The organism is Pseudoalteromonas sp. AWH4_217 (assembly GCF_056161105.1).
Window position 1 is genome coordinate 1 of the sequence record NZ_JBSWYM010000043.1, and the last position, 11,301, is coordinate 11,301.

Consider the following 11,301-nt stretch of genomic DNA (forward strand, 5'->3'; position numbering starts at 1 on the left):
ACAGTTTAAAAGCGGACAAAATTAAGTTGGCTGGTTTCGCTCCGCTTCACATTATAGCCAACCAAATTTTGCCTTTTAACTGAGGCGTTATACGTTTCTATGGTTCGGTGTTAATTAAATGTCTGAAAACGCAACGAAAATCGCAAAGAGTTTGCTTGAAAGCGATGAAAACTACCTAGATAACGTAGTTGCACTTTGGCGTATTGGTAACGAGAAATATGGGCAGTGTTGGGACACTGAATATCATGTATTCGGTGTTATTGAGTCAGAAACAGACCATTTACCTTTAAAGCATGTTCGTCCTAATTGCTCAGCTGATTTTCTCATAAAAGCAGACGAGGAGCTGGCAGAAACAATACGATATTATCGCACCGATGTTACTAATGCCTGTCATAAAATAATCAGTAGTAAAAACGTATAACAAGGCAAATCAAAAAGGGCGGACAAAAATCAGTTGGCTTTGTTCGTGCCTCACAAATTTTAGCCAACTAATTTTTGCCGTTTATTTGCGGCGTTATATGCCTATAGGAGCTAGATGAAACTTCTGTTCAAACTTGCCTTATCAGTTCTCACTTTACTGGTCGTGCTTTATTGGTCTAGCTTCTTTATTTTACCTGCTATCACAATCGTGAATTATTCGGGTGCAACCATAGCTCAAGCGGAAATTGATTTACCAAATAGCCACTTAGATTTTGGCGCAATTTCTAACGGTGCAAGCAATACCCTTCATTATTCTCTGGCGCAACAGCAAGATGGCGTAAACAACTATATATTTATCACTGCAAATTCGGTTGCAAATCACGGTAGTTGCGGATACGTTACTAACAACGAAATAAATAAACGTGTTGTCATTTCAGTGCACAAAGACAATCGTGTCACATGCAATTAGGCATATAACAAGTGCCTAAACCAAAGGACGCAAAATAGCAGGCTTGCGCTTCTTCGTCGCTAATTTTAGCCTGCTATTTCGCGCCGGTTAGGCAAGCGTTAAGTGTACTAGGTAACAGAAATGAAACTTCCAGTAGAAATTGAAGCCGATTGGAATCGGTACAAGGAACTTAGAGACTCAGGCCTGAAAAAACAGGCGAATAAAGCGCTATTGGTTGTCGCTAAGAATATTGAAAATCAGGGGCCTCAGAATTTTAGGGAGTTCTTATATTCGCTCTGCGAAAATGGATTAGGTAGAGGTTACGAGAGTAAAATTCAATATCCCATTTTTGTACGGTGTATTCTTCCGTTGCTAGTCGATGGTGTTAAAGCAGATTCTGCAAAGGAGATCATCTATGTGGTTATGGCCAATTCATCAGGGTTTGGGAATGAAATATATGAAGCTATTGGTGACATCAGCAATCGAGAACTGTTAAAAATAGCGCTTTTAACCGAACCTGAAAATATCACTGCAAAAAATTTGTTGGCAGCCGACTACATACAAGAACTGTACTTTGGTGCCCATCATTTACCAGACATGCTAATTACTAATCTAGATACTGCGAGCTCAGTCATTAAGGAGTCAGCAGAATTCATACTAAAAAATAGGAATACGATTAATGAAGATCTAGTTGAAGAACACAAGTATTATTCTCAACTCTACAATGATTATGAAGTCTGGTTCACTGGAAACTACTCATATGATTTCGTTGAATGGTGCGAAAAAAATAAGCGGAAATATAGTTGGGTAAAGTCGTATTACTATAAATAGCAAGCGTCCACTTAACAAAGCAATCAAGGTGATGCGTTACACTCGGCGGTTTTGGTACGGGGTTCGGTGCGCTTTGCTGGTTCAGTGGGGCACACCTTATTGCAGGCGTTATATACCTATGAAAATTTTTGTACTTTTATCAAGTTTGTTAGCAGTTAATCTAGCTTTTGCAGAAAACTGCACGGCGGTTAAGAAATCCCAATTAGTAACTCTAGTTGATGGGAATAAACTCAGTGAACCTCGTAGGCAAGATATTCTTGCAAAATTGACCCACAGTGAATTTTCTAATCGCTGTAGCGCTAAGCACAATGGGAAAAGTTACATTATTCATACAGCTCTGGATAATCACGCTTTTATTATTGAGCTTAAAATTGAAGGCAGTAGTATCTATTATGGCACGTACCTTAACAGCATATAACAAAGTCGTAAACGCGGACAAATAACAGTTGGCTTTGTTCGTGCCTCACAAATTTTAGCCAACTATTATTAGTCGGTTACAACGGCGTTACATTGCTCTGAGGGCACCTAGTTAAAGTGAGAAAATTGATTAAGTGGCTTTTAGGTTTTTTTGGTGTTGTAGTTGGCATAGTCTCAGTATTGTTTGCTCTGTCAGCATACAACGCCCCAAAGCCAAATGACTTGATTTCATACAACACAAAAAACCATAGCTTTGAGACTCCTTATCGCTTTGTGGTGCCTGGCACACTGCCAAACCAACCTCCGGTGAAAGGCTTTGATACAGAAGGCCCCGATATTTTTATTTGGTTTAAGGGCGAGTATGTAAAAGTGCATATACCAGAGTTTAAATTGAAAGGTGGAAAAGATAATCGCTACTTTCGGAATATACACATCTCTTTATCTGACGGCTCAGAACAAGAGATAGCTAGGTACTGGAGCTGGGATAACAGATTTGAACCGTTATCACTATCCGGAGACTTTGAGAATGGTTTTGTAGAATACAGTGAGGAGCTGGGTCTCTACCGCGTATTCCGAGAGTATGAAGGAAAAAAGCTTGGTGGGTTTTGGGATCTGGTAACAGTTAAGCCGGTAACAGATTTTGAACCTAGTGGCAGTTATAAAGGGCTGTGGGTTGGTAGTTGCCACCAAAACGCAGACGGCGTAGAAACGAGCTGTTCGTTTTTTGTAGATGTAATGGGCATGTACACAAAGATATCTGCATCTGAAGACGACTATTTACGGCTTAATAAAATTAAAACAATGGTAGCCACCCACTTGCAAGATTGGGTAGCAACCGCAATGTAACACATATGAACCTTCTCTGGTCAAGTAAACATAACGATTCTTTTTAGCTGCTTTTAAGCCGCTAATTTGTAATGGCAATTCTTAAATCTATTCAACTTCGCTATGTCGGGTAGCCGTTAAAATCGTTTACGACAAACACATATTGAGGGTCTCTTATTGCGATCTCGTCGCTGCCTAAATCAGTCGATACAGCTTATCGTTTAGGGCCACTAGACATTCATCGGTTAACCTTAATCTGGCGCTACTCAAGGGGATGGCTCATTCGTCCAGTTAGTTAAAGGCTCAGCTAAGGTGCAAACGATTTAATGCATTGCCTAAATAACGCGCACCAATGGGGTGTCTAATCAAGGCGAAATAGCTTACTACTTCGACAACACTTACCTGTAAAATTCAGCTATTGCTGATAAAAACACAAATAACATGGTTGTTCATGCCTATCTAGTTCGGTGTATAGCTCACCTCATTGTGCTACTTAACTTTTTAAAAATCGTTCATCATCGAATACCGTTTTGTTCTTTAGCATAAAATAAACACAGCGTCCTAGCTTGTGCGCTAGAACAGACAGTGCTTTGGCTTTACTCATACGTTTTTGTAGCTTGTTTAAGTAGCGCCGGGCTTTGTCATTACCGCGTAGGTAGAGCACAGTAGTTCGAGAGGTGGATAGTTGTACTGACTATTTGTGTTAACAATATGCGCTTTGAGCTGTGCGCCATGTTGAACAAGTCACGTTCTGCGACGAAGTAAATCACGTGTTGAACGCATATTAGCGGGGTAATTGTAAGCCAGTGGGAAGTTTCCGCCACGCAGTAAGGTGGCGATTTTATAAGAGTCAATTTTATCGTTTTTGGCTTTGCCACCGTGAATTGCCTTCATGTATAGAGCATGACCAAGGACAAAATCAATATCATGCTCAGCACATAGGTCACTTACCCAATACCAACAGTGCATGCACTCGACACCGATAACAATACTTTCGAGGAAAGGTGAAATTAGTTTAAGTAATTCATGTTTATCAGCTTTTATTTTTTGATGAACCACTTTATTTCCACGCTCATCAAGAATGCAGACGTACAAAATACGAGCATGAAGGTCGATACCACAATAATTTTGATGAAAATTAGTATAGAATTTCATTGAGCTTTCTCCTTTTGGTTTGGTCGCCTTGAAGTTTAGCTTTTCGCTAAGCTTCGGGGAGAAGGTTCAATAAGTATCAAGGCGTTTTAAGGCGGACACAAATTAGCTTGCTTGTGCTCGTGCCTCGCCTATTTTAGCAAGCTTAATTTGTGCCGCTAAAAGCGGCGTGATATGTCAAAGGGAACCATGAAATACATCGCATTATTTATTATATTTTTAAGCAGCTTTTCATATGCTGAAGTCAATTTAGTTAAAGTCGACAAATCTGAAAATAAGATGTACTTGTACGACGGTGATAAAATCGTAAAAGAATACCATGTAGTGTTTGGTGGTAACCCTAAAGGTCATAAACAACAAGAAGGTGATGAAAGAACGCCAGAGGGTACGTACACGTTAGATTATAAGAAGGAAGATTCGTCTTTCTACAGATCTATGCATGTGAGTTACCCTAACGAAATCGATAAAGAAAATGCGATGAAAAGAGGTGTATCGCCGGGTGGTTTCATAATGGTTCATGGCCAAAAGAACTGGTTAGGGTGGTTAGCTCCAATAATGCAAAACTTTAACTGGACAGATGGGTGCATAGCTTTAACAAATTCAGAAATGGATGAGTTTATGGAACTAGTTAAAGTAGGTACAAGAATTAACATTGAGTGGTAATGATATGTAACAAGTCCATAAAAAGAACTGGCAACAATGCCGCGTTTTTCGCTACTTCTCTTCGGGGGAAAATCCCACCAGTACTACTCACCTTTTATGAAAGCGTTACATCTAAACTTGTGGTCGTACGATGATTAAAAAGTCTTTGTTGTAGTTCTCAGTTTATTAGTCCTAGCACCACTTTGGTTGTTTGCTAATTATACAGAGCAAGGATGCAGTCTAAAGGGAGGAAAGTTTTCACCTAAAGGGGTGGGTTGTATAGCAGAAGATTGCATTGAAGATTCAAGTTGCGGGAATTGGGCTAATCCAGGTGTCCATTGTGATAAACTGGCTGTAGGCGACTCGGTAAATGCAGTTTATTTCCACTTTGGGCAAGCAGTAAGAGTTGATGGCAGCACGCACTATTGGTCTTACGGTAAAGGTACAGGAAAAACCATTGAAGCTAAAATCACGGATGGTTATCTGCTTGAGTTAAATTGCGGGATAAAACACACTTCCCAAAAGTTAGGAAGATAGTCACCAAAAACAGCCAAAATTTGGGACGGAGCCTGGTCGATTTATTCTGGCGAGCATGAAAGCGGTAAATAGCAAGCCGATCGTTATGCATGGCAGTGTTGCCAAGCAGTCGGTCGATACGTTTAATGTTGTGTTTTGCTGCGACAGGGCCTTTCATATTTCGCCCCTGTTTGCCAATGGAAAGTCAGTAAGTGAGAGTTGATTGCAATCGAGCAAAGTCTCAGTTGCCAGTATTAAGGAATCAAGGCGCCGAGCATGAATTTGGGAGCAGTTTTTTCTGAGCATATCGTGTAGGATGGTGGTATCACGCATGGTGCTGTTATCTGGTTAGTTTTTGGCGAAATAAATGAGATAAAATAATGCCGTGCGTGTCCATAATATTGATTTTAAATATGAATATCTGGGGGTTCTTTAGATGCGGGCGTTAGTAGCCCTTGGAGTTTACGAGAGTTTGAAATATCAATTTCTAATGATAGCCTTGCTAATTGGGGGATGTACTGATCGTGCTGATTCGATCTCAACCTGCAAATTCGCAGAAAAAAGCTTCATTATCGAGGAAAAAAAGAAAGGTGATTTAATCTTGAGAGCTGTTTTTGATGCATCTGGTGGTGTTTATTTTTCAGGCACTAATCAAATGAAATCAGCTACAGATATAAGAACAAATGAGAGTTTTCGATTTTTGCGCGGTTCTCAACATTTGAGTATTAAGTTTCGAAAAAGTAATAGAGAGTTTTACGGAGTCGAAATATCTTGCGTTGCCAATCTCAACGAATTTTTTAAAACAAACAATATATCCGTAAACGTTGTTGAGCTGGACAACTAACAAGGCAATTATGAAAGGGACGCAAAACGCTTGGCTTGCGCTCATTCTTAGCAAATTTTAGCCAAGCATTCATACGCCCCATATGGCGCGTCATATTTACAAATGACCCACTTTCACATAAATCAATGCGCCATCCTCTTTCGTAAAAGGCGTATGCCGGCTCATGTGGGGGCTACGAAGCCAGGTGCCTTTGGGATATTGACCATGCTCATCGTAAAACGTGCCTTCTAATACAAAGATTTCCTCACCTCCCCAATGGGTATGCAATTGAAATTGAGTGTGAGGTGACCACTTTACTAAGGCGACCTTCTCACCTTTAAACTCATGCAACGGCATTACCGTCAGCCCATCAACAAGCCCTTGGTGCCAAGGGTGGGTTTGAGTGTCTATCACTTTTTGTTCTGTGTCGTCCTGATCAAATTGATGTAGCTTTACCAGTATAGTTGCACCTTCTTTACCTATTTTTGGTGTGTGAGATGTACCAATTGGGTTGCGCACATAGCACCCCTTTGCGTAGTTTTGATGCTCGTCCGAAAACACACCATCAAGTACTAAGAATTCTTCTCCACCACTATGAGTATGTGACGAGAACGCTGAGTATGGCGCGTAACGAACGATAGAGGTCGCTCGTGCGACTTCATCTCCAACGCGATCAAGCATCATGCGCTCAACGCCAGGCATCGGAGAATCAACCCACTTATAGTCGGCGGGTTGAATTACTACACGATGCTTGAAATCTGCATTGATTAAAGTAGTCATACTGACCTCCAATAAAGATTGTTACTTAATTTCTGCCAGCAATAACACCGCCGTCAACGTCCCAAATCGCGCCTGTTATCCAGCTTGCACTTTCGTTCAAGAGGAACATGATAGCGTTGGCAACGTCATCTGGTGTGCCAATACGACCAATAGGGTGGAAACTGTCAAAACCTGCAAGGGCATCGTCCACTTCTGCCGGATCGATAAAAGTTTCGTAAATTGGCGTTTTTACTACCGCAGGTGACACAGCATTTACCCTAATATTATGGTCGGCCAGTTCCATTGCCATATGCTGCGTTAACGCGTGTAACCCTGCTTTTGCCATGGAATAAGCAGAAGAGGGGGTTGCTTTGATCGCCTGCTTAGCCCACATTGAACCAATATGAACAATGGAGCCACCGCCATTGTTACGCATATTCTGGGATACGGCTTGGCTTATAAAAAAGATTGCCCGATTCAGTGCGGCATAAGCATCATAATCCTCAAATCCGTGCTCTAAATAAGGCTTCGGATTGAAGTAACCTGCTGAATTAACAAGGTACTGGATATGTCTTTCGTCCGAGTTTATCGCTTGAATGACTCTGTCAACATCTTGTTGCTCATAGAGATTGGCTTGTAATGTCTCAATATGAGTGTCATTACTCGCTATTGCGGTTAACTGAGACCTGGCCGACTCCAGCTTTTCAGCGTTGTTGCCTAAGATAATAACACTGCTCCCTTGAGCGACGAGCTGTTTTGCTGTTGCCAGGCCCATTCCGCTAGAACCACCAATGATTAATGCAATATTTGAAGTTGTCATAGATTTTCTCCGATATATGTTAAGGTACGGAGATAATTTATCGAATCACTATAGCGTTAAAAAGTAAGTACAAATTGGTAAGGTAGGTACTTTTTGGTACATCTTTATGAAAGATAGAGAAAAAAAATATTTGAGAAAAACCGCACCGACTGAAAGTGCAAAGATAGTAGAGACTATTTATGGCTGTAAATGGTCTCTTACGGTTTACCAGCTTTTGGCTGATGGAATCAATCGGCCTGGCGAAATGGTGCGCAGCATCGAAGGTTTAACCACTAAAGTGCTGAACCAGTGCCTGCGTAAAAATACGGAGTTTGGGATTCTGGAGCGAATTTCTTACAATGAGGTGCCACCGAGGGTGGAGTACAAAGTCACTGATTTCGGGGCCAAGTTTATGAAAGTCCTTGATGAGCTTGAAAAACTACAACATGAAATTGAAAATCAGTTATAACAAGTACATCAATTAGGACGCTCGCGAGCTTGCGCCTAATACGCGGGTGTAATATGTCGTTACCAGTACAATAATATGATCGAAGTTGAGCGAATTCTTAGAGTGGACCATGCAGGTGAATTTGGGGCAATTAATATATATCGCTCCCAGCTGTTTGTTGCTCGCTATTTATACAAGGATATTGTTCCTAAACTTGAAGAAATGCTGAGCCATGAAAAGAAGCATTTTAATACCTTTGATCGCATCCTTAAAAGCCGAAATATAAGGCACTGTTACGCCTTGTATTTCTGGGCGTTTGGCGGCATAACTCTGGGGATTTTAACGGCTTTGGCAGGTAGAAAAGCGATTTGGGTGTGCACTGATTCAATTGAATCGACTGTATTGCATCATTTGGATTGGCAATTGGACTTTTTATCTCTGCATGACACAGAGGCTTATGATGCGGTCATGAGCATTAAAGCTGATGAAGAAGAGCATCAAGACTTTGGTCAAACTCATGGTTCAAAGTCATTTGTTTATAAACCTATATTCTGGGTGATTCGAAAATCCACCGAGTTTGCAATTTGGCTGAGTACTAAGCTATAAACATGCAAAGAAGCTATGAAAGTGCACCGGTAATAAATACTGGCAGGACGCCCAATACTCCGGCTGCTTTGTGTTGGACTCTCTTTGTTGATGCATTGAACTAAGCCGCTTCGTTGGAATCGTTTTTCTGAGCGTATTGTGTAGGATGGTAGTATCACGCCTAGTGTTGTTACCTATTTGGTTTTTGGTGTTCAAGTTTCGTGAAAAAACACGGACACCCAATCAAAAACTATCTTACATTGGAGCCTGATTTTGGACATGGGAGCCCGTTAGCAGTAACAAGCTGGCTGTGTTAGCGTACTTGATGTCGGTGTTGCTGGTAGCGGCCAAGTTCAACAAGCGATTATGCGTACGTATGAATACTGAAGCATTAGGTGCTCTAGATATCACAGTCATTTTGAAATGAATTCAACTAATACATTAAAGGAGTAAAGCAATGTTTATCATCCAATTAAAATTTTCAGACAATAAATCTCAAGCTAAAGATTTTATGGAAGGCCATAAAGAATGGCTTCAAGCGGGATTTGATAAGGGCATATTTTTATTGTCCGGCAGTCTGCAACCAAACGCAGGCGGTGGCATTGTTGCGGTAAATGTGTCCAAAGAGGAAATTGAAGAAATTGTCGCTGAAGATCCTTTTGTAATTGAAAATGTGGTTAAACCGGAAATTATCGAGTTAACTCCATCTAAAGCTGATGACCGTCTGTCATTTTTAATCGATTAGTCGGTAGTTTAAAGTAACAGACACATAACAAGGGCGGGTAACGGACCTGCTGGCGTTATGTTGCTAGGGAAGCTATGCTCAAAATTATAGTCTCAATTTTTTTGCTTTGGTTTCGTTCAACTCCTACTCATGCTTTCAGCCTCCTGAAGGGCTTATCGAGTCTCACGAGCTTCAAGCCAAACTATATTTTACATTAGCTTTAGTGTTGTTGATTACTGCAATTTTATTACGGCTATATTCAGCTCGAACGAGAGTTTGGGTTCCTTTATTATTTATTACCTCTTTTACTTATTTTCCCGCTTACCTTTGGCATTGGGGGCAGGCATATTCTGGAGCTTGTGGTATACCGGAAATAGTACTAGCATTTCAAATTTGGGCTGGCGGGCTTGGAGCTCTGTGTATTTACGAAGCGATATTCTGGTATAAGCAAAAGCGAGTAAACGCAACACAACAAGCCAATTAGGCAAGGTCGCAAAACACATGGTTTGTGCTCCTTCGTCGCTAATTTAAGCCAAGCATTTTTGCGCCTCGTATTGAGGCGATAGACCCAAATACAACCCACGGAAATACCTATGACTAAAGTATTTATCAGCAAAGGAAGTGTAGCAACACAAGAGCAAAGAGCTTTCGTTGATGCTGTATTGGAAGTGCTGGATACCGTAGGCTTGTCTGCGAGAATTATGGGTGAGAACGAGTGGTCTCATGAGCAACCACTAAAAGCTATCAGGAAAATTATTAAAGAGTGCGACGGAGCTGTTGTAATAGCCTTCACTCGTACTCAATTTGATGAGGGATTAGAGCTTAAAATAGATAAAACCCTACCTATATCAAATATTAAACTTCCAACAACATGGAACCACATTGAAGCTGCAATGGCTTATTCGTATGAATTGCCGCTTTTAGTAGTTGCCGAGAAAGGTCTTAAATCAGAGGGGCTCATAGAAGATGGATATGACTGGAGGGTCTATTGGACTGATATGAATCCTGAAGAAGTAAAATCAGACAGTTTTAAGGGGTTCTTGCAAAGCTGGAAAGCAGCTGTTGAAGAGAAAAAACTATCACCCTCTAGTTCAGAAGTTGATTTATCCAAGGTTGGACTAGGAAAATTAATTTCTATGATTTCACTGCCTCAATTATGGAAGCTAATTGGCGTGCTAGCTATGGTTATTGCTCTAGTCGCTGGTGGCGCATATAAATTGGGCGCTGGTAAGTGGTCGTTGCAAGAAGAGCCAAACAAGCAAGTGCAGCCGACGCAAAAAACGCGCGGCTGATTTGGGCGTTAGGCATCAAAATGACGTACGAGCCAATTGAAATTAAGTGCCCCGATTGTGGGGAACTGGCGAAATTCGAGGAGCCGTTTGAGTTCTTATCGAAAAGTGAAGTTCGCTCCAATAATACGAAGCCAACGCATCAGTGGGGTGGCTGGACGGTGCTTGAAAGGTTCCCATCTCAAGTAAGCTGGAAAGCTCCGTCTGGATCCAATCAGTATCTCAGAGATGGTGGTGATACTGGCAAAGGCGGTTATCCTCTACTTACGAATGGATTAGTTCAGTGCTCTCATTGCCACTCGAATAGAAAACATAAATTAAACTGGCCAAGCGATGCATATTGGCAATGGGAAGTGCGGGGTGAATTATTGTGGGCATGGGATAAGGAGCATGCTCTAGTAATATTAAACTTTGTTAAAGAAACATCAAGGCCATCAAGGCACTCATATAGCTTAAAGTACATACCTTCACACTTTCTTTCGGCTAAAGTTCGGGATTTAGTAGTTCAAAAAATGGAGCGTAGTGTAAATGCCTAACAAGAGACTATGGCGTCAATAACTAAATTTCAGCAATTGGCGCTTCCCACATTGTTCCGTCTCTGAGCATCGAGTTCAAGGTAACGA

14 protein-coding genes and 2 pseudogenes are annotated in these 11,301 nt (G+C 41.2%); 12 read left to right on the forward strand and 4 right to left on the reverse strand.

Annotated features, from left to right (window positions below):
* Positions 1–118: 118 nt before the first annotated feature.
* The 5 genes from ACXAH1_RS24370 to ACXAH1_RS24390 all read left to right on the forward strand — a co-directional run bounded on the left by ACXAH1_RS24370 (position 119) and on the right by ACXAH1_RS24390 (position 2,962).
* Positions 119–421, forward strand: a complete 303-nt coding sequence (locus tag ACXAH1_RS24370; protein ID WP_475200295.1) for a hypothetical protein — start codon at positions 119–121, stop codon at positions 419–421.
* A gap of 114 nt (positions 422–535) precedes the next feature.
* Positions 536–889 carry a hypothetical protein gene (locus ACXAH1_RS24375; protein ID WP_475200296.1) on the forward strand — a complete coding sequence of 118 codons (354 nt, stop codon included), beginning with the start codon at positions 536–538 and terminating at the stop codon, positions 887–889.
* A 120-nt stretch (positions 890–1,009) separates the two neighbouring features.
* The gene (locus ACXAH1_RS24380) at positions 1,010–1,699 is read left to right on the forward strand and encodes a hypothetical protein (protein WP_475200298.1); all 690 of its coding nucleotides are present in this window, start codon (positions 1,010–1,012) and stop codon (positions 1,697–1,699) included.
* Positions 1,700–1,817: 118 nt separating this feature from the next.
* Positions 1,818–2,117, forward strand: coding sequence for a hypothetical protein (locus ACXAH1_RS24385; RefSeq protein WP_475200299.1), 300 nt, complete (start codon positions 1,818–1,820; stop codon positions 2,115–2,117).
* Positions 2,118–2,242: 125 nt separating this feature from the next.
* Positions 2,243–2,962 (forward strand): hypothetical protein, encoded by a 720-nt coding sequence (locus ACXAH1_RS24390; RefSeq protein WP_475200301.1) that lies wholly within the window; start codon positions 2,243–2,245, stop codon positions 2,960–2,962.
* 472 nt (positions 2,963–3,434) lie between these two features.
* On the opposite strand, the pseudogene ACXAH1_RS24395 reads toward ACXAH1_RS24390, so the two are convergent.
* Positions 3,435–4,096: pseudogene (locus ACXAH1_RS24395) on the reverse strand (IS110 family transposase).
* A 186-nt stretch (positions 4,097–4,282) separates the two neighbouring features.
* On the opposite strand from ACXAH1_RS24395, the gene ACXAH1_RS24400 reads away from it, so the two are divergent.
* Both ACXAH1_RS24400 and ACXAH1_RS24405 read left to right on the forward strand, forming a co-directional pair.
* Positions 4,283–4,756, forward strand: a complete 474-nt coding sequence (locus ACXAH1_RS24400) for a L,D-transpeptidase family protein (protein ID WP_475200302.1) — start codon at positions 4,283–4,285, stop codon at positions 4,754–4,756.
* Between the two features lie 186 nt (positions 4,757–4,942).
* On the forward strand, positions 4,943–5,272 hold the full coding sequence (locus tag ACXAH1_RS24405; RefSeq protein WP_475200311.1) for a hypothetical protein: 330 nt from the start codon (positions 4,943–4,945) through the stop codon (positions 5,270–5,272).
* A 49-nt stretch (positions 5,273–5,321) separates the two neighbouring features.
* Here the strand turns inward: ACXAH1_RS24405 and ACXAH1_RS24410 are convergent.
* Positions 5,322–5,584, reverse strand: a pseudogene (locus tag ACXAH1_RS24410) (IS4 family transposase); the annotation flags it as partial.
* 103 nt (positions 5,585–5,687) lie between these two features.
* Between ACXAH1_RS24410 and ACXAH1_RS24415 the strand changes: the two are divergent.
* On the forward strand, positions 5,688–6,095 hold the full coding sequence (locus ACXAH1_RS24415; protein WP_475200305.1) for a hypothetical protein: 408 nt from the start codon (positions 5,688–5,690) through the stop codon (positions 6,093–6,095).
* A gap of 96 nt (positions 6,096–6,191) precedes the next feature.
* Here ACXAH1_RS24415 and ACXAH1_RS24420 read toward each other — a convergent pair whose 3' ends face one another.
* Together ACXAH1_RS24420 and ACXAH1_RS24425 are read right to left on the reverse strand one after the other, a co-directional pair.
* Positions 6,192–6,854 carry a cupin domain-containing protein gene (locus ACXAH1_RS24420; RefSeq protein ID WP_475200306.1) on the reverse strand — a complete coding sequence of 221 codons (663 nt, stop codon included), beginning with the start codon at positions 6,852–6,854 and terminating at the stop codon, positions 6,192–6,194.
* Positions 6,855–6,879: 25 nt separating this feature from the next.
* Entirely contained in the window at positions 6,880–7,653 is a 774-nt protein-coding gene (locus tag ACXAH1_RS24425) for an SDR family NAD(P)-dependent oxidoreductase (protein ID WP_475200307.1), read from the reverse strand.
* A 106-nt stretch (positions 7,654–7,759) separates the two neighbouring features.
* Between ACXAH1_RS24425 and ACXAH1_RS24430 the strand changes: the two genes are divergently transcribed.
* From ACXAH1_RS24430 to ACXAH1_RS24445, 4 genes are all read left to right on the forward strand, one after another.
* Positions 7,760–8,101, forward strand: coding sequence for a winged helix-turn-helix transcriptional regulator (locus ACXAH1_RS24430; RefSeq protein ID WP_054017570.1), 342 nt, complete (start codon positions 7,760–7,762; stop codon positions 8,099–8,101).
* A 75-nt stretch (positions 8,102–8,176) separates the two neighbouring features.
* On the forward strand, positions 8,177–8,686 hold the full coding sequence (locus ACXAH1_RS24435; protein WP_475200308.1) for a demethoxyubiquinone hydroxylase family protein: 510 nt from the start codon (positions 8,177–8,179) through the stop codon (positions 8,684–8,686).
* Positions 8,687–9,122: 436 nt separating this feature from the next.
* Positions 9,123–9,410 (forward strand): YciI family protein, encoded by a 288-nt coding sequence (locus tag ACXAH1_RS24440; RefSeq protein WP_475200309.1) that lies wholly within the window; start codon positions 9,123–9,125, stop codon positions 9,408–9,410.
* Between the two features lie 572 nt (positions 9,411–9,982).
* The gene (locus ACXAH1_RS24445) at positions 9,983–10,681 is read left to right on the forward strand and encodes a hypothetical protein (RefSeq protein WP_475200310.1); all 699 of its coding nucleotides are present in this window, start codon (positions 9,983–9,985) and stop codon (positions 10,679–10,681) included.
* Positions 10,682–11,301 lie beyond the last annotated feature (620 nt).

Bases quoted from the DNA above. Each gene is read 5' to 3' on its own strand.
- ACXAH1_RS24370 (WP_475200295.1), top strand. From the start codon at position 119: ATGTCTGAAAACGCAACGAAAATCGCAAAGAGTTTGCTTGAAAGCGAT.
- ACXAH1_RS24375 (WP_475200296.1), top strand. From the start codon at position 536: ATGAAACTTCTGTTCAAACTTGCCTTATCAGTTCTCACTTTACTGGTC.
- ACXAH1_RS24380 (WP_475200298.1), top strand. From the start codon at position 1,010: ATGAAACTTCCAGTAGAAATTGAAGCCGATTGGAATCGGTACAAGGAA.
- ACXAH1_RS24385 (WP_475200299.1), top strand. From the start codon at position 1,818: ATGAAAATTTTTGTACTTTTATCAAGTTTGTTAGCAGTTAATCTAGCT.
- ACXAH1_RS24400 (WP_475200302.1), top strand. From the start codon at position 4,283: ATGAAATACATCGCATTATTTATTATATTTTTAAGCAGCTTTTCATAT.
- ACXAH1_RS24415 (WP_475200305.1), top strand. From the start codon at position 5,688: ATGCGGGCGTTAGTAGCCCTTGGAGTTTACGAGAGTTTGAAATATCAA.
- ACXAH1_RS24420 (WP_475200306.1), bottom strand. From the start codon at position 6,854: ATGACTACTTTAATCAATGCAGATTTCAAGCATCGTGTAGTAATTCAA.
- ACXAH1_RS24425 (WP_475200307.1), bottom strand. From the start codon at position 7,653: ATGACAACTTCAAATATTGCATTAATCATTGGTGGTTCTAGCGGAATG.
- ACXAH1_RS24430 (WP_054017570.1), top strand. From the start codon at position 7,760: ATGAAAGATAGAGAAAAAAAATATTTGAGAAAAACCGCACCGACTGAA.
- ACXAH1_RS24435 (WP_475200308.1), top strand. From the start codon at position 8,177: ATGATCGAAGTTGAGCGAATTCTTAGAGTGGACCATGCAGGTGAATTT.
- ACXAH1_RS24440 (WP_475200309.1), top strand. From the start codon at position 9,123: ATGTTTATCATCCAATTAAAATTTTCAGACAATAAATCTCAAGCTAAA.
- ACXAH1_RS24445 (WP_475200310.1), top strand. From the start codon at position 9,983: ATGACTAAAGTATTTATCAGCAAAGGAAGTGTAGCAACACAAGAGCAA.